This window comes from Bradyrhizobium sp. ERR14, from assembly GCF_014198235.1.
Taxonomy (GTDB): Bacteria; Pseudomonadota; Alphaproteobacteria; order Rhizobiales; family Xanthobacteraceae; genus Bradyrhizobium.
This window is the reverse complement of sequence record NZ_JACIHD010000030.1, coordinates 26,002-51,233: the sequence shown is the minus strand read 5'-3', so window position 1 is coordinate 51,233 and position 25,232 is coordinate 26,002. Positions and strand designations below refer to the sequence as shown.

Here is a 25,232-nt window from a genome sequence, read left to right as displayed (position 1 = left end):
GCGTCGCTGCCGCGCCGCAGTGCGCGCACCTCAGGGTGACGGTGATGGATAGAGCTTGTGGCAGCATTCCTTATTCGCTTTCGACATGCAGACAGCGCGGCGCAGCTTCGCATCCTCGCGGCGCATCTCGCCCGAGCTTTGCTCGTCGCCTCACCCTCTCATGAAAGAGGGCGCAGGGAAGGCCGGGAGCCGGTTGGCTCCCATCGACCGCCATGCGAAGAGCAGATTGCGTGTGCTTCATGCATAGCGGATAACAGGGCAACCGGAGCATCCCGGCCTTCCCTGCGCAGTGGCTTTACGGCTTATGTCGTACTCTCCCCGGGGAGCGTTGCACTGTTGCCCCCGTCGCCTTGTGGATGACTGATGCGCGTGCCCGGTTGGACCGCCACATCACCGCAAGACTTGACGCACAGACCCCGGGCGTCAGGACCACACGATTTTGCCGTACGCGGATCACACCGGTCGTGTGCGCGACGGTCTTGCTCACGGTTGCCCGCCCTGCAAAACCCTCAGCGCCGATGTGACCCACGTCCACCGCAACCCGGCCCGCGTTCGTGACGATCGCGATACGCCCCTCTTCGTTGGGCCGGGATGCCGCGACACATACGCGATTTCCGAATTTCGGTAAAGTGGAATATTTTTGCCCAAAGGCGTTGACCCAGGGCTCGGGTGTTTTGCCCGTCGGGCAACGCAAGGGATTGTGGCCGGGACGTTCAATCCGTCGCGGTCTGCGCCCTTGGTGCAGGGGCTTGCGCGGGCTTTGTCGCCGTCGGAGGGCGGTCGACCCTGGCGAGATCGCGGCGTAGCGAGGATGGCGCTGCGTGCAGGGTAAACACGATCGCGATCTGCGTTCGGTTCGAAAGCCGGTATTTGCGCATGATGTTACCGATATGCGCCCGCACCGTATTCTCTGAGATCTTGAGCTCGTAGGCGATATTCTTGTTCTGCATCCCCCGTGCGATCAACATCATCAACTCGCGCTCGCGCGGCGTCGGTGTAATCGAGTCCTGCGGATCTCGGCTCATGGCTGGTTGCTCCCTGGACTGCGGGTTGATGTGGCCACTCCCAGCATGTTGTCACTCCGTCTTGAGCGCCTCGATCGGGCTGAGCTTGGACGCCTTGTGCGCGGGATAAAAACCGAAGATGAGGCCGGTCGCGATCGAGAAGGCGAGGGCAAGGCCGATCGCCTGCCCGTCGATCGAGGTGACCCATCCTGCCATACGGGCGACCGTCATCGAGAGCGTGACGCCGCCGGCGACGCCGATGGCTCCGCCGAGCAGGCAGAGCACGAGCGCCTCGCAGAGGAACTGCAGACGGATGTCGCGCATCCGCCCGCCCAGCGCGCGGCGGATGCCGATCTCCCGCGTGCGCTCGGTGACGGACACGATCATGACATTCATGATGCTGATACCGCCGACGAGCAGCGAGACCGAGGCGATGGCGACGAGCAGGAGCGCGACGGTGCGGATCGCACCCTGCTGCGCTTCCATGGCGGCGGCCGGATCCTGGACCTTGAAATCGTCTTCCTGGCCGGCGGGGACACGGTGACGCTGCCGCAGCAGGTTCTCGATCTCCGATCGCGCCCCCGCCATCTGTCCGTCACCGGCCACCTTGGCGATGATGTAGGCGACCGAATCCCGGTTGATGTTGCTGGCACTGCCGAGAAAGCGCAGCTTGGCGGTGGCGAGCGGCACGAAGGCGACGTCGTCCTGTGCGGGTCCCTTGCGATCGAGAACGCCGACCACCTCTAACGGAACCTTCATGATCCGGATCTGTGCGCCGATGGGATCATCGCCCGGCGCGAACAGCTCGCGCGCGACCGTGCTGCCGAGGATCACGACTTTGCCTGCTCCGGCCTCCTCGGTGCCGGAAAAATAGCGGCCGGTCGCGAGCTGCCAGTCGCGCACCATGAAATGCCCGGTCGTCGTGCCGTTGATCGTCGTATTCCAGTTCTTGCCCTCGTGGATGACTTGCGCCGTTCCGGCAATCGAGCCGGCCGCGGCCTGGACTTCCGGAATCTGCTCGAGGATGGCCTGCACGTCACTCTCCGTCATCGTCAGCTTGCTGCCGTCCTTGAGGCGCACGCCGCCCTGGTAGACCGCGCCGGGGGTGATCATCAGCACGTTGGCGCCGATCGAGCGAATCTGTTCCTGCAGGCGCAGCTGCGCGCCGGAACCGATCGCAAACACCGTCACGATGGAGGCGACGCCGATCACGATGCCGAGCATGGTCAGGAAGCTGCGCAGCGGATTGAGCCTTAGGGCGTGCAGGGCGATCTGGAATCCCTGGAGCATCGTCATGGCGCAGCGCTCCGTTTCGGCAGGGCCGGCGCCGGCGTCTCGTCAGCGACGAGCTCGCCGTCATGCAGGTGGATCGTGCGGCGGCACTGCGCCGCGATGCCGGGATCATGCGTGATCATCACGATGGTCTGGCCGGTCCGGTTGAGCGCGGCGAACAGCGCCAGGATCTCGGCGCCGGTACGGCTGTCGAGCGCGCCGGTCGGCTCGTCGGCAAGCACGATCAGCGGGGAGGCGATCAGGGCGCGCGCGATCGCGACGCGCTGCTGCTCGCCGCCGGAGAGCTGCCGCGGAAAATGATGGGCCCGGTGCAACATGCCGACGGCCTGAAGGCTCGCTTCCGCGCGCGCCAGGCGTTCCCTGCGGCCGACGCCGCAATAGACCAGCGGCAGCGCGACGTTCTCGATCGCATCGTGACGCGCGAGCAGATTGTAGGACTGGAACACGAAGCCGATGCTGCGGGCGCGCAAGGACGACCGGCGATCTTCCGAGAGATCGGCGACATCGGCCCCTTCGAGATAGACCGCGCCCTCGCTCGGCAGGTCGAGCAGCCCGATCATGTTCATCAGCGTCGACTTGCCGGAGCCGGACGGACCCATCACGGCGACGATCTCGCCTTGCGCGATGTCGAAGCTGACATTGCGGACGGCGGTGACCGCCACGCCGTCGGTGCGATAGGTCCTGCCGACCGACTGGAGGCTGATGAGCGGCGGGGAGGCGGTCATGATCCGAACCTGATTCCGAGAAATTCCATGCCCGCGGGACGGATGGCCTGGCCGACGGCAACCTGGCTGCCCTCGTCGAGATCTCCGCTCTTGAGGGCGACTTGTTCGGTGCCGGCCGCGCCGACCGTCACCGCGATGCGCTGGAGCGAGCCGCTTGCGGTGCGCACCCACACCCCGCTGCGTGCAGCTGGATCCTGCCGCGTGCCGGAGGGTTGGAAGCGCAGTGCGGCGAGCGGCACTTTCAGAACGTCGTCCTGCCGCTCGATCACGATCTTCACCAGGGCCGTCATTCCCGGCAGCAGCGCGCCGTCGAGATTGGAGGTTGCCAGGACCACGGTGTAGGTGACGACGTGCTGCTGGGTCTGCGGCGCCTTGCGCACCTGCCGCACCACTGCCTCGAAGCGGCGGTCGGGGTAGGCATCCACGGTGAAATGCGCGCGCTGGCCGGGCGCAATGCGGCCGATATCGGCTTCGTCGACCTGCGCATGAATCTCCATGTCCTCGAGGCGGTGGGCGACCACGAAGGTGGTGCGCGATTCCAGCCCGACCGCGAGCGTCTGGCCCTCGTTGACGAACCTGCCGACGACGACGCCGTCGATCGGCGAGCGGATCACGGTGCGGTCGAGATCGGCCTGGGCCGCGGCGAGAACGGCCGCTTTCTCCGGCACTGCCATGCGCGCCTGTTGCAGCTCCGCCTCGATCCGGCGGACGTCGGCCTGTGCCCCCTCAACCGAATAGGAGTTGAGGGACATCAGGACCTCGGCCTCGCGCTCCTGGGCGAGGCGTGCGGTGAACTCGGTCTGCGCATCGTCGACCGCCGTGGTCGCCACCACGTTTTGCGATTGCAGCGCCAGTTTCCGTTGCAAGGTCTTCTGCGCCGAGGACTTCACCGCCTGCGCGCTTTCGAGCTTGGCGACGAGCACGTCCCGGCTGCCCCTCGCATTTTGCAGATCGATCCGGGCGCGATCGAGCTTGGCTCTGGCGATGTCGACCAGCGAATTGGAGACGGCAAGGGCGGCCCTGGCTTCGTCGACCTTGGCCGCAAAGCTGCGCGGATCGATCAAGGCGAGCGGCTGATCCTTGCTGACGGTGTCGTTGAAATCGACATAGACCCGGGCGAGCTGCCCGGACAGCTGGGAACCGACCTCGATCGTCTTCACCGGCTGCAGGGCACCAGTGACCGTGACGGTCTGCTCGATGCTGCCGCGCTGAATCGAGGCGTAGCGGAACACGGGCGACTCGGACCCGAATGTCGGAGCTTCGCGTCCGGCGGGCACGAGCAGGCGCCTGGTCGATTCCAAGGCGTGCGCCGCCGTGTCTGCCGCGCTCCCGGCGCCGGCGATGGCGGCTGGCCCTGCGGCGTAGATCGCAGCGAGGCCGCATGCAGTTCCGAGCAAGGCAATTGCTGGCACAAATCGCATATCAAAACCCGCCTGGTTGAAATGGCTTCGTTGCGGGAAAAAATGGCAAGCTCGCTATGGTTGTAAATTATCTAAGGTAGTATCGATCGTCAGTATGTCGTTCTCGTCGGGGCGACGGTCGGGCGCGCAACATGATCCAGAAGTAAAGTCCGCGGGTGCGACGTTTCGTGATTTGCCGGAAATGCATACCCGTCGTATCGATAAGATGCGCGCGGTATCGAACTCGATAAGCTGACTGAACGTCCCGTATGATCCGGCCAAAGTGCCGGTGGCAGGCGTTCAAGCCGGCACATGGGTAGCAATGCCATGACGCAGTTGGCGACGCTGCGGCCACGATACCGGATCGTCATATTCGCGATAGCGCGCCTCGCCGTGATGCCGCCTGTGGCGCGGCGAGATCCCTGCAATCAAGAAGCCCGAAGTGTGAACGCCTTCACTCGCTTCCGGCGTGCATTGGCCCTAAGACGTCGAACCGGTGGACGGACACTGATTGTTCGATCCCCGCAGATTCATCCAAGCACCTTGTTAGCTTGCAAGAAGAATGGACGGCTCGTTGCTCGCCCATCGAGTCACAAGCCGGGGAGTTTGCTGCAATGAATTCAGGTCAAGCCACCGTTTATGTCGTTGACGACGAGATTCAGATTCGAACCGCGATCGGAAATCTCTGCGAGGAGACCGGACACCAGGTAAAATTGTTCGCCTCGACGGAAGAGTTTCTCGCGGAGAGTATTTCGCCCGGGCCGTCGTGCCTCGTGCTCGACGTCCGCTTTCCCGGGACGTCACCGACCGGCCTCGAGCTTCAGCGCCGACTCGCCGAGACGGGCGTGCCCATTCCGATCGTCTTCATCAGCGGCCATTCCGACGTCCGCGTCTCGGTCGAGGCCATGAAGCGCGGCGCGGTCGAGTTTCTGCCAAAACCGTTTCGCGAGCAGGAGATCCTCGATGCGATCAGGCACGGCATCGAGCGCGACCGCAGGCGGCTGGAACGCGAGGATGTGGTGCGTGAAGCCCGCCAGCGCGTCGAGACGCTGACGGCGAGAGAGCGCGAGATCATGCTGCTGATGGCCGAAGGGCTGATTGCCAAGCAGATCGCGGCCAGGCTCGGCGTGAGCGAAGTGACGGCGAAGGTCCATCGCGCCAGGATGATGCGAAAGCTGGAGCTGCGCACGCCGATCGAAGTGGTGCGGCTGATCGACAGCATGGGGCGCGAAGCCGAGACGATTCGCGCCGGCACGGGATAGCAGCTATTTCGGCGCTTCGACGTGCCGACATCTCGCGCAATGTCTAGTCCGTACCGATTAGCATGAACTGCAGTCTGTCGCGCTGGCCACGATCGGTTCACAGTATCCCTACGATGTCGGCCTCCTCCAAGACGGCATCCAAATTCAGTCAGACAACTTGGCCAGAAAGGGATACTCCATGCGTAAATTGTTTTTTGCTTCCGTTGCATTGTTCGCCCTGTCCTCCGCGGCACAGGCCGCCAACACCTCGACCACGGTGCAAGTCGGCGTCGTGAACGGCTCGTCCGTCACGCAGAACGGCCTCACCAATGACAGCTCGACGACCAGCCAGCTCGGCATCGTGAACACTGCGTCCACGATGCAGGGGACCGGCGCTGCCTCGCTCAACAACGGCAGCACGGTGAACCAGGTCGGCGTGCAGAACTCGGCGACCACCGGCCAGGTGGCGTTCGGCAACAACACCAGCGCGATCACCCAGAACTCGTTCGGGCCCCCCGCGCTGCAGAACAACTCCGCCGGCGTCGGCCAGCTCAGCGTGTTCGGCGTCAACGGCAGCACCGTCTCGCAGACGGCGCACTGACACACAGCCCCGTTTGGCCGGACGCAGCCAGTTGCGGTTGCGTCCGCGCCATTCTCGAATGCACCGCAATCCGGCCGGCCGATCAATTGCGATGGCCCGCCCATTGTCGCGGAGGAAATGACATGCGGATCACCTATTTCATTGCAACTTTCGTGGCGCTCGGTGCGCTGACGGCCGCCGACGCAAACGCCGGCAATACCGCCAGCGTGCTGCAGTTCGGCACGACCAACACTTCGTTCATTTCGCAGAGCGGCGGCACCAACAACAACGCGACCACGATGCAGTTCGGCGCCACCAATACGGCGACCACCCTGCAGACGGGCTCGCTCCTGACCGTCAACAATTCGGTGATCGGGCAGGGCGGCACGACCGCGACGGCATCCAACACCGCGCTGGCCGGCCAGGTCGGCGGCTCCAATTCGAGCCTGATCGGCCAGATCGGTGCGAACAACACGGCCGGAGTTGGTCAGCTCGGAATCCTGAACGGCTCGACCATTATCCAGCAGGCTCCGTGAGCCGACCCGAACTGACGAGGCATGTCATGAAACATCATTTGGGATGCGCGGGCGCCGTCTTGCTCGCCCTGTGCTCGGCGGGCACCGGATCAGCCGGTGCCCAGACCGCCGACATCAAGACCATCGTCTCTGTCGGCGGGCCGCCGGTGGTGCTGAACCAGAACAGTCAGCTCAACATGGCCGGCGTGTTCATGATCGGCGGCAGCACCAGCGCGACAGTGACGCAGACCGGCACCAACAATGCCACGGGCGTCCTGCAATTCGGCGGGACGAATTCCGCATCGATCGGGCAGGCCGGAACGAACAATCTCGCCTTCGTCGGTCAGACCGGGCAGTCGGCGACGAGCCTGATATCGCAGCTCGGCACGATGAATGCGGGCACGGTGGCGCAATTCGGCACGATCAACGCCTCGACGATCGTGCAGACCGTCCCGTAAGGCGCGAGCGAACGCGCCGGTGCCAGGAACGAACGGGGAAGCGCGATGCGATGCGGACAGATCTTGAGGCACGTGTTGGCGCTGGCGGCGATGCTCGCCGCCATCGGCACGGCGACGCAGGCGAGCGCCGGGTCGGTCCAGCGCAGCGTGACCAACCGGAACGTGAGCATCGAAACGGTCGTGCAGTTCGGCAACGATGTTCAGCCCGTGACGATCGAAGAGAACAGCCGCATCAATATCGCGCGGGTGATCCAGATCGGCGGCACCGGGACGGTGGATGCGACCATCATCCAGAACGGCACGCGCAACTATGCCAATGTGATCCAGGTGGGCGGCACCACCAATGCGATCATCGGTCAATCCGGTGCGAGCAACACCGCCGAGATCACCCAGATCGGCAATTCCACCAACGCGCTCCTGCTCCAGATCGGAGACATGAATACGGGAGCGGTAAGGCAGTTCGGGCGTTTCAACTGGCTGGCGATCTTTCAGTTCAGCCGATGATGGAGGTGTGACATGAGATTGCTCCTGCTCGCATCCGGAATAGGACTCATGAGCGTGATCGCGATGGCGCCGGCCGGCGCTGCCGACGGTCACACCACAGTGGTCCAGGACGAGAACGGCACCTCGGTGATCACGCAGAGCGGCGATCCCGCACAGGCCGAGGTCAAGATCGAGAAGGAGCCGGGGCGCACGACGGTGTACCGGCGCAGCGGCGGTAACACCGCGATCGTGACACAGGGCACCGGCAACGCGCGGGAAAACATACAGGACATGCTCGACTGGCTGCGCAAGCAGCAGGGCCGCTGACGCACGAAGGCCCACCGTCCGCGAAAGGACGGCGGGCCTCGCCGTGAGTGTGGACCTTACCAGCGATAGCCGCCGGTCAGCGTGCCGTTGTTGTTGCCGTCAGGGCCGACGTCGCCCTGCGTCGAGCTCGGGGTCGGATGGTTGGTGCCGTTGAGCGCACCATAGGGCCCCCCGACATCAGGATAATACGCGCGCGGCTGGACCGGTTCGTAGGCAGGGGCCGTGCGGTCCCAGCCCATGCGCGATCCGTTCCAATCGTAGCCCTGCGCCGAGGCAGCCGCAGTGCCGGCGACGAGTGATGCCGTGATCAGGCAGAGGAGTTTTGACTTGTTCTGCATTGGAGATGCTCCTTGCTTGTGTCGGGGGCCAACGGTTGCACTGCGGGAGCGTTCCGGGACGCGTTCGGCGGGAGCGATCAACTCCGATCAACTGGTTATGAAGCGCGGGCCGCGGAACGAAGTGCCTGAAATCAACCGGGAATCCCGGGCGTCTTGCCGCACCTGTTCCCCGGTTAATCCCGTGTCTTAACCAATAATTAATTATACGTTTGCGGGCGGGCGACGGGCGGGCCTAGCCTAGCTGCGGGGAGCTATCGCTTAAGCCAAACGAGTTGGTGCGTATCATGATGTCCAGATCCCATGGCAGATCAGTTGGGGCGCTATTCGCCTCGCTCAGCGCAGCCGCGCTGCTCCTTAGCCCCAACGACAGTTTCGCCAGACCCGGCGGTGCCGCGCCGCATGGGGTGACCGCTGCGCCTTCCGGCGCGATGGCGCGTGCCCCGATGGGGCCGGGAGCCCGGTTCCACCGGCGCAATAACCCGTTCGTCTACTGGCCGGGCGGCGGCGGGTTCTTCTACGACGGCGCCGGCTACAGCCAGCCCTTCGGCGATGCCGGGCAGCCGGTCTCCACCGACGTGCGCTACACCTACACCTATGATGTCCCCTGGGACTGGTCGCATCGCTTCCCGCCGAACGTCGTGCCGTCCGACCGGCCCTATGTGCCGAGCTGCCCGACCGAGCAGGTGACGGTGCCCGGCCGCGGCGGCAGCGAGCACACCGTCAACATCACGCGCTGCTACTGAGTTTTAGCCCAGCTCGAAGCTGGTCACGCCGAAGACGCGGTCGATGCGCAGCGGCGGGATCGCTCCCGTGTACATCCGCGCCGTCTCGAACACCGGCTTGAGGCCAAGCGCTTCCGCAAGCGCGATCGCCTCGCGATTGACGGCGGGGACGTCGAGGAAGATTTCGCCGACATCGGCGCTCGCAAGCAAAGCCTGCACGATCGCCTCCGCCGCCGCGCGATCGTCGGCGACGAGCGGGCCGATCTTGCAGCCGGTCCGGCAGGGCCGGATCACGCCCCATGCGGCGAGCTTGCCGTCGCGCACGAGGGCGCGGCCGACATGGCCTGATGTATCGATCCAGGCGCGCAGGAAGGCGCTGCGCCGGGCCGGGAAGACGGTGGCATCGTCGGCCTCCACGAGCGCAAACGGAATCGTGTCGAGCGCAACGACCTCAGTGGGCGCTCTCGAGCGCGCGGCGACGATGCCGCCATAGCGGATGTTGGCGTAGGCCAGCTGGAAACCGGACTTCCTGTAATTGTCCTGCTGCGCCACGACGCCGTCCAGCCCGATCACGCGCGCGCCCGCATGCGCGATCGCCGCATTCCAGATGCGCAGGCCATGGCCCGCGCCACGAAAGCTATCGCGCACGATGTAGAAGCCGAGGAAGGCGAAGCGATCATCGTAATTGACGCAGGAGACGGTCGCCACCGGCTCGCCATCGATCTCGCCGACGAAGAAGCCTTGCGCGTCGGGAACCGCAAAGCAGGCGGCATCGCGATGGCCCGGATTCCAGCCCTCGGCCGCGGCCCAGTCGATGGCGAGGGAGATCTCCTCGGGGCGCAGATTGCGGATCAGCAAATCACTTCTCGGGTTGCTCATGACGGTTGCCTTCGACCATGGACCTGCCGACAGGTCTGGCTGTAGAAGGCCTCATGATAGGCCGAGCCTGCGGCTCGCCTCAACTGAAGGGATGATCGGTCATGGCAGCAGAGAAAGTTGCGCTCGTTACCGCCGGCGGCAGCGGCATGGGGGCAGGGGCTGCGCGGCGGCTGGCGGCGGACGGGTTTCGCGTCGCGATCCTGTCGTCCTCCGGCAAGGGCGAGGCGCTGGCGGCCGAGCTCGGCGGGCTCGGCGTCACCGGCTCCAACAAGGAGAATGACGATCTGAAGCGCCTCGTCGAGGGCGCCATGGCGAAGTGGGGACGCATCGACGTGCTCGTCAACAGCGCCGGGCACGGGCCGCGTGCGCCGATCACGGAGATCACCGACGAGCAGTGGCACGCCGGCCTCGACACGTATCTCTTGAACGTGATCCGCCCGACGCGGCTGGTGACGCCGATCATGCAGGCGCAGAAGGGTGGCGCCATCATCAACATCTCGACCGCCTGGGCGTTCGAGCCCAGCGCCATGTTCCCGACCTCGGCGGTGTTCCGCGCGGGCCTTGCCGCCTTCACCAAGATCTTCACCGATACCCATGCGGCCGACAACATCCGCATGAACAACGTCCTGCCCGGTTGGATCGACAGCCTGCCGCAGCTCGACGCGCGCCGCGACAGTGTGCCGATGAAGCGCTACGGCAAGGTCGAGGAGATCGCCGCGACGGTCTCGTTCCTGGCCTCCGACGGCGCGGCCTACATCACCGGCCAGAACATCCGCGTCGATGGCGGGCTGACGCGCTCGGTCTGAAGCGCAGTCTCGAATCGCATTTCTGGCGGCCTTGTCGTGAGGCGACACGGGCATGCGTCGCGCGCCGCTGATGATGGACGAGGCGTGGCTCCTCGGTCACACCCGCCATCCGTACGTACGATCTGAAGCGCACACTACGTCACAGTCCTTGCGAACTGCGCCGCAGCCCAAGACGAGCAGCGGCGCCCGCCCTATGCCCTAACTGCGCCGGTTGCCTTTTACCTGCGCGCATTCGAAGCGCGGTCAATCGCGTGGGGCAAGGAGACTGGAATGAACAAGTTTTTGCTGGCGATCGCTTCTGTTGTCTTGGGTACCGCATCCGTTCAGGCAGCCGACCTCGCGGCGCATTACACCAAGGCGCCGGTGATGGCGCCAGTCTATAACTGGACCGGCTTCTACGTCGGCGGCAATGTCGGCGGGCAGTGGGGCAGCGCGAACCCCGCCACCACCACGCTGTTTCCGGTGGCCGCTTATTTCGCGGATTCGAGCGTGACCGCCATCGGGACGGTCGGCGCCCAGCACATCAACAGCTCCGGTGTGACCGGCGGCTTCACCGCCGGCTACAACTGGCAGGTCAATAACGCCGTGCTCGGCCTCGAGGGTGACATCAACTATTTCGGCTTCAAGGGCAGCGCGAGCAGCACGGCCGTGTATCCCTGCTGCGCGCCGACCACCTTCACTGTCAATTCGTCGGTCTCGGCCGATTGGCTCGCCACCATTCGCGGCCGCATTGGCTTCCTCGCGACGCCGAGCTGGCTGATTTACGCCACCGGCGGCGCCGCCATCGCCGAGGTAAAGGGCAATTTCAGCTTCACCGACACCTTTGCTGGCGCGACCGAGTCCGGAGCGATCCGCGACACCCGCGTCGGCTGGACAGCAGGCGTCGGCGGCGAATACGCCGTGGGCAACGGCTGGTCGCTGAAGGCCGAATATCTTTACGTCGACCTCGGCCGCAGCAGCATGACCAGCAATAATTTCAACGTCGGTGTGGCGTTGCCGGCCCAGACCTTCACCCATTCGGTGGATCTCAAGTCGAACATCGTGCGCGTCGGCGTGAACTACAAGTTCGGCGGACCGGTCGTCGCCAGATACTGAGCATCCCGTTCCAATCCTGGCGTGGAAAACCCCGGCCTGGCCGGGGCTTTCTGTTCTAAAGCTCAGCCTGCGTGCGATGGCAGCAGATGCGCCAGCGCGGGCAGGATCTTGTAGCGCGCGATCTCGTGCGGATATTCGCCGCGGTTGGCGAGCAGGACGATGGCGATCCGCCGTGACGGAACGAGGCCGATATAGCCGGACGCATTGTTGAGGCCGCCGGGCTTGTCGATGACGGTGACATCAGGCAGACGCACGGTCTCCCAGGCCATGCCCTGTCCGAACTTGTCGTCGATGCGAAAGACCTCACGCTGCGTCATCCGCAGCGCCTCGCGCAATTGTGGATCGATCGTCCGGCCGTCGACGCAGGCTGCCGCGAAGGTGGCAACATCCCGGGCGGAAGAGAACATCTGGCCGGTGCCGGGAAAATCAAAATAGCTCTGCTGGTCGCCGATTGGGCCGATCGCCGTGCCCTGGTCGGAATAGCCCTGGACCACGCGCCGCATCCAGGCTCCGCCCATGACGGCGCGATTGTCCGCGCCGCGCTCGGGGATGAAGCTGGCGTCCATGGCGAGGGGGCGGAGAATGCGGTGCTGGACCAACGCGCCGATCGGCGTGCCGTAGCAGCGCTCGAGCACAAGCTGAAGCAGCACGTAGCCGGCATGGGTGTAGATGCGCTGCCGGCCGGGTGCGACGCCGGGCGCCGGCGCGAAGGCGTTCAGCATGGCGATGAACTGCTCGCGCGTGAACTGATCGTTAGGCCAGGGCGGATGGTCGGTCGGCAGCAACAGCCCCGAGGTGTGCGTGACGAGCTCGCCGACGCTGACGCGGCGGATGTAATCGCCGTCGAGCTCGGGAAGATATTTAGGGACGCGGTCATCGAGCCGCAGCTCGCCGCGGAGCGTGCCGAGTGCGACCAGCGTCGCCTCGAACGGCTTTCTTAAAGACGCGAGGTTGAACAGCGTGTCCGGCGTCACCTTCCGCTTGGTGGCGTCATCGGCAAGACCGTAGTTGAAGAATTCGACATGCCGTCCGGCATAGAGGGCGGCGGCGAGGCCGCCGGCATGGCCCGGCGTTACGGTCGGCGCCAGCTCGTTTGCGACGATGTCGCGCATTTGCGCGATCATGTCGGAATCCGCGGAGGCGCGGCGCGGGCGAAGCGCGATCGCAAGGGGAACAAGCGCGGCCCGGGCGAGCGCCCGCCTGGTGAACGATGATGATGTGACAAAAGGCGGCACGTGCCCTGACGAATGATGCAATGGTGCCCCCGGTCGCATTTAGCGGGAAGCGCCCGGCGGCCCAATTCACAATTGCGCGTTTCAGGTTCCGTTGCGCGGCCTGCGATCCAAATTACTTAGCTTGTGGGCTAACAATTGTTGACGCCGATGCGCGGGTCGCCTATAGTGAGCTTCATGGCTAACCAATCGCCCCGCCTCGACCAGGTTTTCGCAGCGCTCGCCGATCCCACCAGACGGGCGATCGTGATGCGGCTGTGCGCCGGCGAGGCCTCCGTCGGGGAGCTCGCCGATCCCTTCGCCATGGCGCTGCCGAGCTTCATGAAACACATCCATGTGCTGGAGACGAGCGGGCTCGTGCTGTCGGAGAAATCCGGCCGCGTGCGCACCTGCCGTCTCAGCCCGGATGCGCTGCTCGGTGCGGAGGACTGGTTCCAGCAGCAGCGCGCAATCTGGGAGGCTCGGCTCGACCGGTTCGAAGCCTACGTGATGAAGCTCAAGAAAGAGAAGGAGCGGGCGGCTGCCAAGCGGCCGTCCCGAACAACCAAACGGAAAGGTTCTGAGTGATGACGAATTCTGCCAATCCCGCTCTGTCGCAATGGTCGCTCGACCGTGAGATCGTGATGTCGCGCGTGATCGACGCGCCGCGCGATCTGGTGTTCGAGGCGTGGTCCGACCCGAAGCATCTGCCGCAATGGTTCGGGCCGAAGGGATTCAAGGTCGAGACCTTCGAGATCGACGTACGCGTCGGCGGCGTCTGGCGTTTCAACATGATCGGCCCCGACGGCACGGTCTATCCGAACCGCATGCGCTTCCGCCGCATCGAGCGGCCGCAGCTGATGGAGATGGACCACGGCGTCGACCAGGACGAGGATCCCGGCATGTTCCGCTTCACCGTCACCTTTGCCGAGCAGAGCAATGGCAAGACCGTGCTGATGATGCGCCAGCTGGCCTCGAGCACCGCGCAGCGCGATGGCATGATCGGCTTCGGCGCCGTCGAATACGGCTACCAGACTCTCGACAAGCTCGCGGCCTATGTGGCGGGCATGAAGCGGTGAAGACAAAGCGGTCCCGGCGAAGGATTCGCGGGGACCGCTTTCGTCATCTCGAAGGATCGGTTTCCGAAGAGGGCGATCAACGAGGCGACTGAAGCGCGATGAGATCAGGATGAATCGTCATCGCGCTCTATTTATCGTTTGAGCATGGTTTCTTCGAAAAACCGCCGCACACTTTTCCGGATCATGCGCTAGCGCCGCGGTGCGGTGCCGCTCGTCGGTGGGGTGGTCTCGTTGCGCATGCCTGGAGCGCTGGACGCGCCCTGTCCGCCGCGTTGCGTATGGGTGGTGTCACCACTGCCGCCGCCGGAACCGTCTCCAGCGCTTCCGCTTCCTCCGGCAGCGCCGCTACCGCCTGCACCAGCACCTGCGCCCGCACCACCGGCCCCCGCGCCACCGGCTCCCGCTCCGCCGCCTGCGCCGCCACCAGCACCTTGAGCGAATGCTGCGCCGACGGAAGCGCCGGCGAGCATTGCAGCTGTGAAGATCGTCAGCATTGTCTTACGCATGTTGTGTCTCCCTGAGGTTCATGCCGGACCAATCACGCGCGCGGCCAACCGTTCCTACGCGAGGCGTTGCGGGTGCATCGAACTGGAGGCCTGCGACCCAGCGTCGGAACGTGTCTGCCAGCGGAAGTGCATTTCGTTCCGGGGACCGGAACACCATCGGGGACTCAATGCAGCCCATGATTGGGGGACGTCGGCAGGGACCACAGGAACGATCGCTGCCCTGCGGCTTTGCCGGTGATGACGCACATTATCTTCAGCGACTACCGCAACCCTGCCGCCGAGCAGGCCTATGAGATCGCCTGGAACTTTCTCACGCGGACGGGCGCCATCGGCGATGAGTTCGCGGCCTGCGTGTTTCTGGCGCAGCGCATCACCATGATGGTCGAGGAGGGGCACACGAACCGGATCCGGATGGCCAATCGCGCGATCTCCGAATATCAGCGCCATGTCGATCAACGCGACGATGTCATCCGCAGCGGCGGCCGCCTCGCGGGAGGGCAATGAGCGCCGGCACCGCGTCTCTCACAGCCTCACTCTTTCGCTTCGTCCGTCACGATGTCGCCGAGCTTCTGCCAGCGGTGGCCATCGAACTGCACCATCTGGAACTGCTTGTTGACGCGATAGTCGGTCGGCGAGGTCGTGACCGAGATTCCCGGCAGCGTCAGGTCGAGCTCGACGTTCTTGAGGCTGGCCGCTTGCCGCATCACGTTGTCGCGAGTGAGGTCGTCGCCGCATTGCTTCAGCACCTGAACCAGCAGCTGCGCGGTGATGTACCCATAGACGTTCAGGTTCGAATCCTTGTCGCCGTCGGGATAGTATTTTGCCATGAAGGCGAGGTAGCGCTTCATGCCGGGATCGTCCTTCCATTCGGGATCGGCGGCATCCTTGACGTAACCGACGCTGACGACGCCCTTGGAATTGTCCAGCCCCGCCGGCTTCAGCACGGCGCTGAGCGAGGAGGCGTTGATGTCGATGATGTGCAGCGGCTTCCAGCCGATCTCGGCGACTTTCTTGATGGCCTGCGCCGCCTGTTTCGGCGTGGTGGCGCTGAACAGCACGTCGGCGCCGGCATCCTTCAGCCGCAGGATCTGCGAGTCGATCGTCGGCTCGGTGATCTCGTAGGACGTCTCGGCCACGATCATCTTCGCCTTGTCGCCGAGACCGGCCTTGAGGCCGGCGAGATAATCCTTGCCGAGGTCGTCGTTCTGGTAGAGCACGCCGATCTTCGCGTTCGGGTGGTTCTTCAGCAAATATTGCGCGTAGATGCGGCCCTCAACCAGGTAGGAGGGATTGAATCCCATGGTCCAGGGAAAGTTCTTGGGATCGGTGAAGCGCGCGGCGCCGGTCGCGGCAAACAGCTGAGGGATTTTCTTGGCGTTGAGATATTTCCTCACGGCGACGTTCGGCGCGGTGCCGATGATCTGGAACGTCAGCAGCACCTCGTCGCTTTCGACCAGCCTGCGGGTCTGCTCCACGGTCTTCGGCGGCGAATAGGCATCGTCATACTGGATCAGCTCGACCTTGCGGCCGTTCACGCCGCCCTGGTCGTTGATCATCTTCATATAGGCGGCCTGGGTCTTGGCGATCACGGCATAGGCCGAAGCCGGGCCGCTGAGCGGCACGGTTTGGCCGACCTTGATCGCCGTGTCGGACGCGCCCAAATCGTATTTCTTCTGCGCCTGCGCTGCCGCACCCGACAGCGAGAGGAGCAGTGCGGAGGCCGCGATGTGTTTGAGAAGAGTGCTTGTCATGTCCGATCCTTCCCGATGGTCATTCGCCCTTGAGACCGGCGTCGCGGATCAGCTTGGTCCATTTCTCCCTCTCGGCGTCGATGAACTGGCCGAACTCGGCCGCAGTGCCGGCGCGCACTTCGAGGCCCTGGGCGGTTAGCTTGTCCTTGATCGCCGGCTCGGCGAGCGCGCGCAGGACCTCGCCCTGGAGCTTGTCGACGATCGCGCGCGGCGTCGTGGCGGGCGCCATGAAGCCGTACCAGCCGGCGGCAGCCACGTTGGGAAAACCCTGCTCGCGCAGTGTCGGCGCCTGGGGGTAGAGCGCGCTGCGCTCGGCCGATGCGACGCCGAGCACGGTGAACTTGCTGCTCTGGATGTAGGGCAGGGCGGTCGGCAGCGCCGTCAGTGCGGCATCGACGCGGCCGGCGAGCAGCTCGGTGTAGGAGGCGGCATCGCCCCGGAACGGAATGTTCAGGCCCTTGACGCCGGCGTCGCGAAACAGCAGCTCTCCGGCGAGGTGCGGCTGCGAGCCGGCGCCCGGAGACGCGAAGGTCAGCCCATCGGGTTTCGATTTGCCGTAGGCGATCAGCTCGGGGAGCGTCTTGAACTGCGCATCGGCGCTGATGATGAGAAACAGCGGCGCGACCACGACCATCGCGACCGGCTGCAGGTCCTTGCGGTCGTAGGTCAGCTTGCCGAACAGCGCCTCGGCGGTCGCGTAGGGGGCCGCGACATAGAGAAGGGTGTAGCCGTCGCCCGGGGCATGGGCGACCATGTCGTTGGCGATGCGGGTGCCGGCACCCGGCTTGTTCTCGACGATGAACTGCTGACGGAGACTGCGGCCGAACTCTTCGGCGAGCAATCGCAACGAGATGTCGTTGGAGCCGCCGGGCCCGTAGGGCGAGATCAGCCGCACCATGCGCGAGGGCCATGCATCCTCGGCCTGTGCCATCAGGCCTGAGCCGGCGGCGAGCCCGCCCGCGAGCGTGCCCAGCAGGGTTCGGCGTGTGACCGTGAATGATGTCACTGTTTTCTTCTTCCCTTTTTGTTGTTGGTCTTGTTAATTTCAGATCACCTTTCGCGCGGTGAGCCTTTCGATCTCCTGGTCCGAAAGGCCGAGCCAATTGCGAAACACCTCGTCATTGTCCTCGCCGACGTCGCCGGCGGCGTGACGCAATCGCGCGGGGTCATTGGTGAAGCGCGGCACGACATTGGTCATGGCGACCGTGCCGAAATCCTTGTCGGCAACGCGGGTGATCACCTCGCGCGCCTTCACTTGCGGGTCGTCGGCGATCTGGTCGATCGAATAGATCGGGGCGAGCGTTCCCTGCGCGGCATTGAATCGCGCGAGGACCTCCTCAAGGGGATGGGTGGCACACCAGCCGGCGAAGATGTCGTTGAGCTCGGCGGCGTGCCTGACGCGCCGGTCGTTGCTGGCAAAGCGCGGATCGGTGATCAGGTCGGGCCGCTCGATCGCCCGGCAGTTCGCCGCAAACAGCGCGTTGGTCGAGCCTGCGAGCGTCACCCAATGATCGTCGCTGGTGCGAAACACGGCGGCCGGCGCCGAATAGCCGTTGGAATTGCCGATCCGGCTGCGAGCGGTGCCGAGCTGATCGTGCTCGATGGCGAGGACGTCGAGCAGGCGGAAGGTCGCCTCAGTCAGCGAAAGATCGATCTCCTCGCCGGGCGCATCGGGATCGCGCGCCCGTTTCCACAGCGCCGCCAGCACGCCAACGGCGCCGAACAGGCCGCCGATCGAATCCCCGATCGGGTATCCCGGATGGGTCGGCTCGCCATCGCTCTCGCCCGTGATGTAGGTGAGCCCGCCCATGGCCTCGAAGATACGGGCGAAGCCAGGTCGCTCGCGATAAGGTCCATCCTGCCCGAAGGCGGTGGCGCGCAGGATCACGAGGCGCGGCTGGATCGACCACAGCACCTCCTTAGGCAAACCCCATCGGTCGAGCGTTCCCGGACGGAAATTCTCGATCAGCACGTCGAAGCGCGGAAGCAGCTGCTTGAACAGCGCAAGTCCTTCTCCCGTGCGCAGATCGAGCGTGGCAAACTTCTTGTTGCGATTGGCGGCCTTCCACCATAGCGGCTTGCCATCCTTGAACGGGGGAAACGACCTTACGCCGTCACCGTTTCCGGGCATCTCGATCTTGAGCACCTCGGCGCCGTAGTCGGCCAGCAGCGTGGCGGCGAACGGCGCGGCAATGATCGTCGCGATGTCGAGAACCTTCAGTCCCTCGAGCGGTCCAGCCATGTCATTTTCCGGCGCTTGTGATCTTCTTGGTCTTGCGCGGCGGCGCGAGCTCGGCCTGTCCGACGATGGCGCGGATGCTGTCGGCGAGTGCCGCGATGCGCGGGCCGATCTCGCCTTCCAGCTGGCCCGGCTGGAGCCGGAAGGCGGGGATGCCGCAATTGATCGAGAACGACTGCCTCGATTCGCTCGTGTGAAACAGCGGCGCGGCGACGGCATGGATGGAGGCCATGTACTCGCCCCAGCATGTGCAGAAGCCGCGGCTTTTGCATTGCGCGATCCCGGCCCGATATTTGTCGCGGAAGGCCGACCACAGCTCGGGGTCTTCAGCACCGATGTTCCGTTCGAGCCGGTCTGCATCGGCTGGTGGCAGGGTCGCCGCCGCGGCGCGGCCCATGGCCGTCATCACCACGGGAATCGGCATGCCGATGTCGGGCGCGTGCGGCCCGACGTCGCCGGAGCGCGCGGTCTCGACATAGATCATCGACGTCGCGTCGAGCAGGCCGATTGAGACCGTGCCGCGGACGCTGAGCGCCAGCTCCTGCATCAGGGGCCGCGCCATCTGACGGAATTGCATTCCGGCCAGCAGAGGATGCGCGATCCGCAGTGCCCGCGCAGCGACGCGGTACTTGGCCCGCTCGGCGTCGTAGCGGAGGTAGCCGAGCTCGGCCAGCGTGTGCGTCAGCCGCGCCACCGTCGGCCGCGGAATGCCGGTCAGCGCCGACAGCTCCATGTTGCCCAGCAGCGTGCTCCCGGCCTTGAACGCCTCGAGCACGACGAGCCCCTTTGCCAGCGTCGTGGCGAAGGCGGCGTCGTCAACACTCTCCGCCAGCACTGCGGCGGCGGAGGAGAGCGGATGTCGCGGTTTGGATGAATCTCTCGGGGTCATCCCCGAATATCAGACGGCGAAATCGCTTCTGTCCAATAGATTCGGCGAAAATGGCAAAATTGTCCGATATGTGGACACCGATATCGCGTCGAGGTTTTCGTTGAAGGACTCGCCGGACCGCGCCGCACACACAGATTTTTGTCGTGATTGCATGTCGTGTTGTGACAGGATTATTACGACGACATGTCAGATCGATAATTTTGCGGAGCGGTTCATGTTGCAGTGGCAGGCGCGGTCAAATCCCCTCGCGTGGTGGTGGGGATCCCTCACGCTCGTGAGCGGCGCCAATATCCTGGTGTGGTTCATGCTGTACCGCGAATTCTACCCGACGCCTGCAGGCAGCCTCGGTGGCGGCTCGGATATCGGGCTGATGCTGCTGCTGTGTGCCGGCTATGTGTTCGGCTGCGCGTTCCGCTCATTCCTGCCGCGCGCCGATGTGCAGCGCATCTGCCTGTTCGACACCTGGCTCTCGAGCGTCGTCGTCGGCCGAACGGTTGCGACCGTGGCCGAGCTCTGCTTCGTCGCGCAATGGGCCATCATCCTGCATCAGTTCGGAAAGATGACCGGCGCCGAGACCGCGGTGAACATCGCGCTCGTGATCGTGCCGATCATCATCATCGCGGAGTGTTTCTCCTGGTACGCGGTGGTGACGACCAACTTCCTCTACAACGCGATCGAGAACTCGCTGTGGGCGGTGACCTTCTTCCTCGCCGGCATCGCGCTGTGCCGCCTGATGCCGGAATTCCAGGGCCCGGTGCGCTGGGCGCTGATGTCAGGCATCGTCGGCATCGCCTGCTTCCTCGCCTTCCTCGTCACCGTCGACGTGCCGATGTATCTCAGCCGCTGGCGGGCCGGGCACGCCGAGGGCGGCAGGTTCCTGGGCTTCCTCGAAGGCCTGCATGACGTCTCGACGCGCTGGGTGGTGACTCACGACATCGCCCATTGGAAGGGCGAGCTGACCTGGATGTTCCTGTATTTCAGCGCCGCTGTGTGGTCGAGCCTCGCCCTCTGCGCGCTCTATGCGATGGAAGGCTATCTGGCGCGGTACTTGGCCTGAGCGGTTATTTACCGACCAGGCTGCACTTGCTGCGGTCGAGCGGACGGAAGGCCTGGTCGGGCGGGATGGTCGCGACCAGCCTGACGAAATCCCAGGGTCCTTTGGATTCCTCGGGTGTCTTGACCTGCACCAGATAAAGATCGTGCACCATGCGCTGATCCTCGCGGATGCGGCCGTTGGGGGTGTAGGCATCCGACACCGGCGTCGCCTTCATCTTCGCCATCACGGCGGCGCTGTTGTCGGAATCTGTGTCCTTGATCGCCTGCAGATAGTGACGCACGGCGGAATAGACGCCGGCCTGGATCTGCGAGGGCATGGCCTTGCGGCGTGCATAGAAGGCGTCGGAGAATTTCCGGGCGGCGGGCGAGACGTCCTCGAAGAACGAGGTGACGATGAGGTCGCCACGGGTCGCCTTCAGCCCGACAGCCGCGATATCGACGTTCTGGAACGACATCGGCACGATCTTGATGCCCTGGTCGGCGAGGCCGAATTCCTCGGCCTGCTTGATTGCGGTGGCGTTGTCGCCGGCGACGTTGATGGCGAGGATCTTGGCGCCCGAGGACTGCGCCTGCAGCAGGAACGACGAGTAGTCGGGCGTGCCGAGCTGCGCCTTGACGCTGCCGGCGACCTTGCCGCCGAGCTCACCGATACGGGCGCGTGCGGTCGCTTCGATCGAATGGCCGAAGGCATAGTCGCCGGTGATGAAGAACCATGGCTCCTTGCTGGTCTGCATGATGCCGGAGACCACGGCGGTCGCGGTGGAATAGGCATCCTGAGTCCATTGCACGCTGGTCGGCGCGCACGCCTCGTCGGTCAGTTGATTGGCGCCGGCGCCGGAGACGAGGAAGATCCTGCCGTTGCCGCGCACGAGCTCCTGCACCGCGAGTGCCGCGCCGGAGCTGCCACCATCCGCGATCGCCTGGACACCGTCGCTGAACCATTTGCGGGCGAGTGATGCCGCAAGATCCGGCTTGTTCTGGTGGTCGGCCTGCAGGATCTCGATCGGCTTGCCGTTGATCTTGCCGCCGAACTCCTCCGCGGCCATTCGCGCCGCCTCGACCGAGCCCGGACCCATCGCAGTGGCGAATACGGCGTTCATGTCGGTAAGCACGCCGATGCGGATCGCATCGCCCTTGATCTCGGCGCGCGCAGGCGGGCCCGCGAGCGCCAGCGTGACCAGCAGGATGGCGGCGGATGTCGTGCGGAGGTTGGCCATGGCGTTTCCTGACTTTGTCGTTTTTGATTGTTCGAAGACGTGGTCAGGCCGGTTCGGCGGTGACCGTGTTGCGCAAGGTTCCGATGCCTGAGATCTCGACCTCGACGGTATCGCCGGGGCGCATCCACAGCGGCGGCGTCCGCTTGGCGCCGACCCCGCCCGGCGTGCCCGTGACGATGACGTCGCCGGGGACGAGCGGACAGATGGTGGATGTGTAGGCGATCAGCTCGGGGATGCCTGTGATCAGGAGGTCGGTGGTGGTGTCCTGCACGACGGTGCCGTTCAGGCGCGTCTGCAAGGCGAGCTTCGACGGATCGGGAATCTCGTCCGCCGTCACCAGCCAGGGGCCGAAGCTGCCGCTCTCGGCAAAGGTCTTGCCGGCAAGGAACTGACTGGTGTGGCGCTGCCAGTCGCGGATGCTGCCTTCATTGTAACAGGAATAGCCGGCGATGTGATGGAACGCGCGGCTTGCGGGAATGTGGCGGCCGGCCTTGCCGATGACCAGCGCGAGCTCGCCTTCATAGTCGAAATCGTCGCTCACTTTCGGCTTCACGATCGGCTGGAGATGGCCGACCTGGCTGCAGGGAAAGCGGACGAACAGCGCCGGCTTCTCGGTGACGGTGCGACCGGTTTCGGCGACGTGATCGCGGTAGTTCAGGCCGACGCAGATGATCTTGCCGGGATCGGGGATCACGGGGGCGAAGCTGATCTTGTCGAGCGGATGATCGGGCGCCGTGGACGCGACCAGCTTTGCCGCCTCGGCGAGGCGATCCGCTTCGAGCAACTGCCGCAGCGTGGTGCAGGGCGCCATACGCGCGCCGAGATCGACGATTCCGTTGTCCTTGACGGCGCCGAAAGAGGCGCGGCCGTCGGCGATGAAAGAAAGCAGCTTCATGAGATATCCTTGAGAATTGTTGGGTCAGGCCGCGGACGGCACATGGTTTGAAGAAATCTGGGTTGGAGGCGTGAGGGCGGCGACGAGCCGGTCGAGTTCTGCGTCGTTACGGGCAGTGCCGCGCACGTAACGGTCCGGGCGGACCAGTGCGGCGATGATGCCGTGCTCGCGAAGCCAGTCGCCGATGCCCGCGGCATCGTCGCTGGTCAGGATTTGGATTCCGGCTTGCGAAAAACGCGATGAGTGCGTGGTCGCACTCTCGACGAGGAGCACGTGGCCGTAACCGATCCGGTCGTCGCCGCGGCGGCCGTCCCGTAGCTCGAACTGCGGCGCGAGATGTCCGGCCAAGGGCAGCTCGCCGAGCGCGAGCCCGGGGCCGAGCAGGGGCTTTTTCACCTCGAGCTTCACCGGCGCATTCGCTCGGGCCTGGCCGGCGGCAAGGCCCGCTTCGATCGCCTTGGTGTTGATCACGCCGCCGAGACGGATGGCGAGCTCGATGAATTCGCGCACATGCGGCTGGCGTTCGCTCTGATAGGTGTCGAGCAGATCGGGTGCGGCGCCGTCACGGATGATCGCGGCGAGCTTCCAGGCGAGGTTTGCGGCATCGCGGATTCCGGCGCACATGCCCTGGCCGAGGAAGGGCGGGGTCTGGTGTGCGGAATCGCCCGCGAGCAGCAATCGGCCGCTGCGCCATTGCTGTGCGATAACCGAATGGAACGTGTAGACCGCGGCGCGTTCGAGTTCGGCATCATCAGGCGTGATCCAGCGCGACAGCAGCTCCCAGGTCTTTGCCGGTTGCGCGATCTCCTGGGAATCCTCGTCCGGGAGAACCGTGATCTCCCAGCGCCGCCGCGTGCCGGTGCCGCGCACATAGGTCGCCGGCCGCTTGGGATCGCAATGCTGGAGGCTGTAATCGCCGAGATCGTCGCGCGCGCGCTTGAGCAGCACGTCGATCACCAGCCAGCGCTCGTGGAAGCCGAGATCGTCCATGCCGGAGCCGATGAAGCGGCGGACCAGCGAGCGGGCGCCGTCGCAGCCGATCACATAGCCTGCGCGGACTTCGGTAAGTGTTCCGTTCGAGAGGTCTTCGTAGCGGACGCGCACGCCATACTCGTCCTGATCGAGCGCGAACACATCGCAGCGGTTGCGCAAGGTGACGTTGGGAAAGCGGGCAAGACCGCCGATCAGCACGTCCTCCAGATTGGGTTGGTGGAAGCGATAGCTGAGATGCCACCCCATCGGGGTCAATGTCTGCGGGCGCGACCAGTCCAGCAGCATCTTTCCGTTGGCGTCCAGAAACAGCATGCCGGGGCTGAGGATTGTCTGCGGCAGGATCGCGTCGGCTAAACCGATGGTCTGGAACACGCGCATGCATTCGTCGTCGAAATGCACGGCGCGCGGCAAATGATAGGTCCGCGCCTCGCGCTCCAGCACCAGCGCGCGAACGCCGCACAGGCCGAGCAAATTGGCGAGCGTGGCGCCGACCGGACCACGGCCCACGATCACGACATCGAACTCTTCGGGGACGGATTTATTTTGCATGGGGCTATCTCTTCCCCAAGCCATGCCGCCCATTCAACGCCGCCGCGCCAAGTGTCCGCCCAGCGGACGGATCCGCCTAGTCCTCGACCGGGATGGCCGCGGCCGTCTCCTGAAGCCGCGCTGCAAACTGCGCAATCGCCTCGTCGATCCCCAGCGCCGAGCGAATCCAGATGATGGAGATACAGCCGAACACGACGCCGCCCCGCACGATGGGAACGGCGATCGAAGCCGTCTTGGGATTATACTCGCCCTCGCTGCGAATCGCGTAACCCCGCGCAGACGTCTCGGCAATCATGCGATCGAGGCGGGCTTCGTCGAGAAAGGGGCGGTCGTCGGCCTCGTCGATGCGGCGCAGATGATTGACGATGAGGTCGCGCTCGCGGGCCGGGCAGGCGGCGAGATAGGCGCGGCCCGCGGACGTCCGCAGCATCGGCAGGCGCCTGCCGATCATGCCGCGGTCGATCGAGAGCGGGCTGCGGGAATGGGTGGTCTCCTGCACCACCATCGCCGCGTTCTCGTAAGTGGAGAGATCGACCGGCCAGACCAGATCCTTGCTGAGCTCGGCGAGATAAGGCGCCGCCGCCTGGCAGATCACCACGCCGGGATCATAGCCGTCGCCGAGGCTCAGCGCGCGGCGGGTGACGCGAAAACGATCGTCGCTGGCACTGCGGGCGATATAGCCGAGTTCCTCCAGGGTCTCGAGCAGGCGATAGACGGTGGGGCGGGGCAGGTCGAGCGCGCGGGCCACGTCGCCGGCACGGATGCCGCCGGAGCGATTGACCTCTCGCAGCACGTCGAGCCCGCGCTTGAAGGCGCGGACGCCTTCCGACTGCCGGGGGGCTGCCGTCCCCGTCCGCTCCTTGGACACTTCGCATTTCCTCCCTTGTGGCGCGCGGTCTCGCGATTATCGTTGCGAACGCGAAGCGATTGCGGAACGCCACGTTAAGATCGTGGGCGGCCGGTATCAAGTTCGCCGCATTG

Annotated in this window: 29 protein-coding genes; 13 read left to right on the top strand and 16 right to left on the bottom strand. The window is 65.0% G+C overall.

What is annotated here, in order from left to right:
• Positions 1 to 713 precede the first annotated feature (713 nt).
• The 4 genes from GGD62_RS37750 to GGD62_RS37735 are packed head-to-tail and all read right to left on the bottom strand — an operon-like array spanning position 714 to position 4,443.
• Positions 714 to 1,025 (bottom strand): response regulator transcription factor, encoded by a 312-nt coding sequence (locus GGD62_RS37750; protein ID WP_183713727.1) that lies wholly within the window; start codon positions 1,023 to 1,025, stop codon positions 714 to 716.
• 51 nt (positions 1,026 to 1,076) lie between these two features.
• Positions 1,077 to 2,300, bottom strand: coding sequence for an ABC transporter permease (locus GGD62_RS37745; RefSeq protein WP_018320679.1), 1,224 nt, complete (start codon positions 2,298 to 2,300; stop codon positions 1,077 to 1,079).
• Complete coding sequence (locus GGD62_RS37740; RefSeq protein WP_028140949.1) at positions 2,297 to 3,022, bottom strand: ABC transporter ATP-binding protein; 726 nt, start codon at positions 3,020 to 3,022, stop codon at positions 2,297 to 2,299. The genes GGD62_RS37745 and GGD62_RS37740 overlap by 4 nt, the downstream gene beginning before the upstream one ends.
• The gene (locus GGD62_RS37735; RefSeq protein WP_183713724.1) at positions 3,019 to 4,443 is read right to left on the bottom strand and encodes an efflux RND transporter periplasmic adaptor subunit; all 1,425 of its coding nucleotides are present in this window, start codon (positions 4,441 to 4,443) and stop codon (positions 3,019 to 3,021) included. The genes GGD62_RS37740 and GGD62_RS37735 overlap by 4 nt, the downstream gene beginning before the upstream one ends.
• Positions 4,444 to 5,036: 593 nt before the next feature.
• Here GGD62_RS37735 and GGD62_RS37730 point away from each other — a divergent pair.
• The 6 genes from GGD62_RS37730 (at position 5,037) to GGD62_RS37705 (ending at position 8,026) form a co-directional block, all read left to right on the top strand.
• Positions 5,037 to 5,684 carry a response regulator transcription factor gene (locus GGD62_RS37730; protein ID WP_018320676.1) on the top strand — a complete coding sequence of 216 codons (648 nt, stop codon included), beginning with the start codon at positions 5,037 to 5,039 and terminating at the stop codon, positions 5,682 to 5,684.
• Positions 5,685 to 5,862: 178 nt separating this feature from the next.
• A complete protein-coding gene (locus GGD62_RS37725) occupies positions 5,863 to 6,264 on the top strand; it encodes a hypothetical protein (RefSeq protein ID WP_026202398.1) in 402 nt (133 codons plus the stop codon).
• Positions 6,265 to 6,386: 122 nt separating this feature from the next.
• Entirely contained in the window at positions 6,387 to 6,779 is a 393-nt protein-coding gene (locus GGD62_RS37720) for a curlin (RefSeq protein ID WP_092260120.1), read from the top strand.
• A 26-nt stretch (positions 6,780 to 6,805) separates the two neighbouring features.
• Positions 6,806 to 7,216: a curlin gene (locus GGD62_RS37715; RefSeq protein ID WP_183713721.1), complete on the top strand. Its 411-nt coding sequence runs from the start codon at positions 6,806 to 6,808 to the stop codon at positions 7,214 to 7,216.
• A 72-nt stretch (positions 7,217 to 7,288) separates the two neighbouring features.
• Positions 7,289 to 7,720, top strand: a complete 432-nt coding sequence (locus GGD62_RS37710) for a curlin (protein WP_244550738.1) — start codon at positions 7,289 to 7,291, stop codon at positions 7,718 to 7,720.
• A gap of 12 nt (positions 7,721 to 7,732) precedes the next feature.
• Entirely contained in the window at positions 7,733 to 8,026 is a 294-nt protein-coding gene (locus GGD62_RS37705) for a hypothetical protein (RefSeq protein WP_183234585.1), read from the top strand.
• Between the two features lie 56 nt (positions 8,027 to 8,082).
• On the opposite strand, the gene GGD62_RS37700 is transcribed toward GGD62_RS37705, so the two are convergent.
• Positions 8,083 to 8,364 (bottom strand): hypothetical protein, encoded by a 282-nt coding sequence (locus GGD62_RS37700; protein WP_018320671.1) that lies wholly within the window; start codon positions 8,362 to 8,364, stop codon positions 8,083 to 8,085.
• A 284-nt stretch (positions 8,365 to 8,648) separates the two neighbouring features.
• Here GGD62_RS37700 and GGD62_RS37695 point away from each other — a divergent pair, with 284 nt between their 5' ends.
• Positions 8,649 to 9,107 carry a hypothetical protein gene (locus GGD62_RS37695; RefSeq protein ID WP_179738475.1) on the top strand — a complete coding sequence of 153 codons (459 nt, stop codon included), beginning with the start codon at positions 8,649 to 8,651 and terminating at the stop codon, positions 9,105 to 9,107.
• Positions 9,108 to 9,110: 3 nt separating this feature from the next.
• Here GGD62_RS37695 and GGD62_RS37690 read toward each other — a convergent pair whose 3' ends face one another.
• Entirely contained in the window at positions 9,111 to 9,965 is an 855-nt protein-coding gene (locus GGD62_RS37690) for a GNAT family N-acetyltransferase (protein ID WP_018320669.1), read from the bottom strand.
• Between the two features lie 101 nt (positions 9,966 to 10,066).
• Here GGD62_RS37690 and GGD62_RS37685 point away from each other — a divergent pair, with 101 nt between their 5' ends.
• Together GGD62_RS37685 and GGD62_RS37680 are read left to right on the top strand one after the other, a co-directional pair.
• Entirely contained in the window at positions 10,067 to 10,771 is a 705-nt protein-coding gene (locus tag GGD62_RS37685; RefSeq protein WP_183713718.1) for an SDR family oxidoreductase, read from the top strand.
• Positions 10,772 to 11,041: 270 nt separating this feature from the next.
• Positions 11,042 to 11,866, top strand: coding sequence for an outer membrane protein (locus GGD62_RS37680; protein WP_183713715.1), 825 nt, complete (start codon positions 11,042 to 11,044; stop codon positions 11,864 to 11,866).
• 62 nt (positions 11,867 to 11,928) lie between these two features.
• On the opposite strand, the gene GGD62_RS37675 is transcribed toward GGD62_RS37680, so the two are convergent.
• The gene (locus tag GGD62_RS37675; protein ID WP_183713712.1) at positions 11,929 to 12,990 is read right to left on the bottom strand and encodes a serine hydrolase; all 1,062 of its coding nucleotides are present in this window, start codon (positions 12,988 to 12,990) and stop codon (positions 11,929 to 11,931) included.
• Between the two features lie 285 nt (positions 12,991 to 13,275).
• Between GGD62_RS37675 and GGD62_RS37670 the strand changes: the two genes are divergently transcribed.
• Both GGD62_RS37670 and GGD62_RS37665 read left to right on the top strand, forming a co-directional pair.
• Positions 13,276 to 13,665 carry a helix-turn-helix transcriptional regulator gene (locus GGD62_RS37670; RefSeq protein ID WP_026202395.1) on the top strand — a complete coding sequence of 130 codons (390 nt, stop codon included), beginning with the start codon at positions 13,276 to 13,278 and terminating at the stop codon, positions 13,663 to 13,665.
• A complete protein-coding gene (locus GGD62_RS37665) occupies positions 13,665 to 14,156 on the top strand; it encodes an SRPBCC family protein (protein ID WP_018320665.1) in 492 nt (163 codons plus the stop codon). Before GGD62_RS37670 ends, GGD62_RS37665 begins: the two co-directional genes overlap by 1 nt.
• Before the next feature lie 188 nt (positions 14,157 to 14,344).
• On the opposite strand, the gene GGD62_RS37660 is transcribed toward GGD62_RS37665, so the two are convergent.
• Positions 14,345 to 14,662, bottom strand: a complete 318-nt coding sequence (locus GGD62_RS37660) for a hypothetical protein (protein ID WP_183713709.1) — start codon at positions 14,660 to 14,662, stop codon at positions 14,345 to 14,347.
• 237 nt (positions 14,663 to 14,899) lie between these two features.
• On the opposite strand from GGD62_RS37660, the gene GGD62_RS37655 reads away from it, so the two are divergent.
• Positions 14,900 to 15,166, top strand: a complete 267-nt coding sequence (locus GGD62_RS37655; RefSeq protein WP_018320664.1) for a hypothetical protein — start codon at positions 14,900 to 14,902, stop codon at positions 15,164 to 15,166.
• 26 nt (positions 15,167 to 15,192) lie between these two features.
• On the opposite strand, the gene GGD62_RS37650 is transcribed toward GGD62_RS37655, so the two are convergent.
• Genes GGD62_RS37650 through GGD62_RS37635 form a run of 4 tightly spaced genes read right to left on the bottom strand, consistent with a single transcriptional unit; the run spans position 15,193 to position 19,541 of the window.
• A complete protein-coding gene (locus tag GGD62_RS37650; RefSeq protein ID WP_183713706.1) occupies positions 15,193 to 16,413 on the bottom strand; it encodes an ABC transporter substrate-binding protein in 1,221 nt (406 codons plus the stop codon).
• Positions 16,414 to 16,432: 19 nt separating this feature from the next.
• Entirely contained in the window at positions 16,433 to 17,419 is a 987-nt protein-coding gene (locus tag GGD62_RS37645) for a tripartite tricarboxylate transporter substrate binding protein (protein WP_183713703.1), read from the bottom strand.
• Between the two features lie 39 nt (positions 17,420 to 17,458).
• Positions 17,459 to 18,655, bottom strand: coding sequence for a CaiB/BaiF CoA-transferase family protein (locus tag GGD62_RS37640; RefSeq protein WP_183713700.1), 1,197 nt, complete (start codon positions 18,653 to 18,655; stop codon positions 17,459 to 17,461).
• 1 nt (position 18,656) lies between these two features.
• The gene (locus GGD62_RS37635) at positions 18,657 to 19,541 is read right to left on the bottom strand and encodes an IclR family transcriptional regulator (protein ID WP_183713697.1); all 885 of its coding nucleotides are present in this window, start codon (positions 19,539 to 19,541) and stop codon (positions 18,657 to 18,659) included.
• A gap of 214 nt (positions 19,542 to 19,755) precedes the next feature.
• Between GGD62_RS37635 and GGD62_RS37630 the strand changes: the two genes are divergently transcribed.
• A complete protein-coding gene (locus GGD62_RS37630) occupies positions 19,756 to 20,598 on the top strand; it encodes a hypothetical protein (RefSeq protein ID WP_183713694.1) in 843 nt (280 codons plus the stop codon).
• A gap of 4 nt (positions 20,599 to 20,602) precedes the next feature.
• Here the strand turns inward: GGD62_RS37630 and GGD62_RS37625 are convergent, their stop codons facing one another.
• From GGD62_RS37625 to GGD62_RS37610, 4 genes are all read right to left on the bottom strand, one after another.
• Entirely contained in the window at positions 20,603 to 21,814 is a 1,212-nt protein-coding gene (locus GGD62_RS37625; RefSeq protein WP_183713691.1) for an ABC transporter substrate-binding protein, read from the bottom strand.
• Between the two features lie 43 nt (positions 21,815 to 21,857).
• Positions 21,858 to 22,709, bottom strand: a complete 852-nt coding sequence (locus GGD62_RS37620; RefSeq protein WP_183713688.1) for a fumarylacetoacetate hydrolase family protein — start codon at positions 22,707 to 22,709, stop codon at positions 21,858 to 21,860.
• 24 nt (positions 22,710 to 22,733) lie between these two features.
• Positions 22,734 to 24,251 (bottom strand): bifunctional 3-(3-hydroxy-phenyl)propionate/3-hydroxycinnamic acid hydroxylase, encoded by a 1,518-nt coding sequence (locus GGD62_RS37615; RefSeq protein ID WP_183713685.1) that lies wholly within the window; start codon positions 24,249 to 24,251, stop codon positions 22,734 to 22,736.
• Between the two features lie 76 nt (positions 24,252 to 24,327).
• Positions 24,328 to 25,119, bottom strand: coding sequence for a DNA-binding transcriptional regulator (locus tag GGD62_RS37610; protein ID WP_183234573.1), 792 nt, complete (start codon positions 25,117 to 25,119; stop codon positions 24,328 to 24,330).
• Between the last annotated feature and the right edge of the window lie 113 nt (positions 25,120 to 25,232).

Excerpts from the sequence above, each read along its gene's own strand:
- GGD62_RS37690 (WP_018320669.1), bottom strand. The coding sequence starts at position 9,965 with ATGAGCAACCCGAGAAGTGATTTGCTGATCCGCAATCTGCGCCCCGAG.
- GGD62_RS37655 (WP_018320664.1), top strand. The coding sequence starts at position 14,900 with ATGACGCACATTATCTTCAGCGACTACCGCAACCCTGCCGCCGAGCAG.
- GGD62_RS37635 (WP_183713697.1), bottom strand. The coding sequence starts at position 19,541 with ATGACCCCGAGAGATTCATCCAAACCGCGACATCCGCTCTCCTCCGCC.
- GGD62_RS37640 (WP_183713700.1), bottom strand. The coding sequence starts at position 18,655 with ATGGCTGGACCGCTCGAGGGACTGAAGGTTCTCGACATCGCGACGATC.
- GGD62_RS37725 (WP_026202398.1), top strand. The coding sequence starts at position 5,863 with ATGCGTAAATTGTTTTTTGCTTCCGTTGCATTGTTCGCCCTGTCCTCC.
- GGD62_RS37670 (WP_026202395.1), top strand. The coding sequence starts at position 13,276 with ATGGCTAACCAATCGCCCCGCCTCGACCAGGTTTTCGCAGCGCTCGCC.
- GGD62_RS37750 (WP_183713727.1), bottom strand. The coding sequence starts at position 1,025 with ATGAGCCGAGATCCGCAGGACTCGATTACACCGACGCCGCGCGAGCGC.
- GGD62_RS37630 (WP_183713694.1), top strand. The coding sequence starts at position 19,756 with ATGTTGCAGTGGCAGGCGCGGTCAAATCCCCTCGCGTGGTGGTGGGGA.
- GGD62_RS37695 (WP_179738475.1), top strand. The coding sequence starts at position 8,649 with ATGATGTCCAGATCCCATGGCAGATCAGTTGGGGCGCTATTCGCCTCG.
- GGD62_RS37620 (WP_183713688.1), bottom strand. The coding sequence starts at position 22,709 with ATGAAGCTGCTTTCTTTCATCGCCGACGGCCGCGCCTCTTTCGGCGCC.
- GGD62_RS37740 (WP_028140949.1), bottom strand. The coding sequence starts at position 3,022 with ATGACCGCCTCCCCGCCGCTCATCAGCCTCCAGTCGGTCGGCAGGACC.
- GGD62_RS37705 (WP_183234585.1), top strand. The coding sequence starts at position 7,733 with ATGAGATTGCTCCTGCTCGCATCCGGAATAGGACTCATGAGCGTGATC.
- GGD62_RS37715 (WP_183713721.1), top strand. The coding sequence starts at position 6,806 with ATGAAACATCATTTGGGATGCGCGGGCGCCGTCTTGCTCGCCCTGTGC.
- GGD62_RS37745 (WP_018320679.1), bottom strand. The coding sequence starts at position 2,300 with ATGACGATGCTCCAGGGATTCCAGATCGCCCTGCACGCCCTAAGGCTC.
- GGD62_RS37700 (WP_018320671.1), bottom strand. The coding sequence starts at position 8,364 with ATGCAGAACAAGTCAAAACTCCTCTGCCTGATCACGGCATCACTCGTC.
- GGD62_RS37730 (WP_018320676.1), top strand. The coding sequence starts at position 5,037 with ATGAATTCAGGTCAAGCCACCGTTTATGTCGTTGACGACGAGATTCAG.
- GGD62_RS37615 (WP_183713685.1), bottom strand. The coding sequence starts at position 24,251 with ATGCAAAATAAATCCGTCCCCGAAGAGTTCGATGTCGTGATCGTGGGC.
- GGD62_RS37680 (WP_183713715.1), top strand. The coding sequence starts at position 11,042 with ATGAACAAGTTTTTGCTGGCGATCGCTTCTGTTGTCTTGGGTACCGCA.
- GGD62_RS37625 (WP_183713691.1), bottom strand. The coding sequence starts at position 21,814 with ATGGCCAACCTCCGCACGACATCCGCCGCCATCCTGCTGGTCACGCTG.
- GGD62_RS37665 (WP_018320665.1), top strand. The coding sequence starts at position 13,665 with ATGACGAATTCTGCCAATCCCGCTCTGTCGCAATGGTCGCTCGACCGT.
- GGD62_RS37675 (WP_183713712.1), bottom strand. The coding sequence starts at position 12,990 with ATGATCGCGCAAATGCGCGACATCGTCGCAAACGAGCTGGCGCCGACC.
- GGD62_RS37685 (WP_183713718.1), top strand. The coding sequence starts at position 10,067 with ATGGCAGCAGAGAAAGTTGCGCTCGTTACCGCCGGCGGCAGCGGCATG.
- GGD62_RS37650 (WP_183713706.1), bottom strand. The coding sequence starts at position 16,413 with ATGACAAGCACTCTTCTCAAACACATCGCGGCCTCCGCACTGCTCCTC.
- GGD62_RS37720 (WP_092260120.1), top strand. The coding sequence starts at position 6,387 with ATGCGGATCACCTATTTCATTGCAACTTTCGTGGCGCTCGGTGCGCTG.
- GGD62_RS37660 (WP_183713709.1), bottom strand. The coding sequence starts at position 14,662 with ATGCGTAAGACAATGCTGACGATCTTCACAGCTGCAATGCTCGCCGGC.
- GGD62_RS37735 (WP_183713724.1), bottom strand. The coding sequence starts at position 4,443 with ATGCGATTTGTGCCAGCAATTGCCTTGCTCGGAACTGCATGCGGCCTC.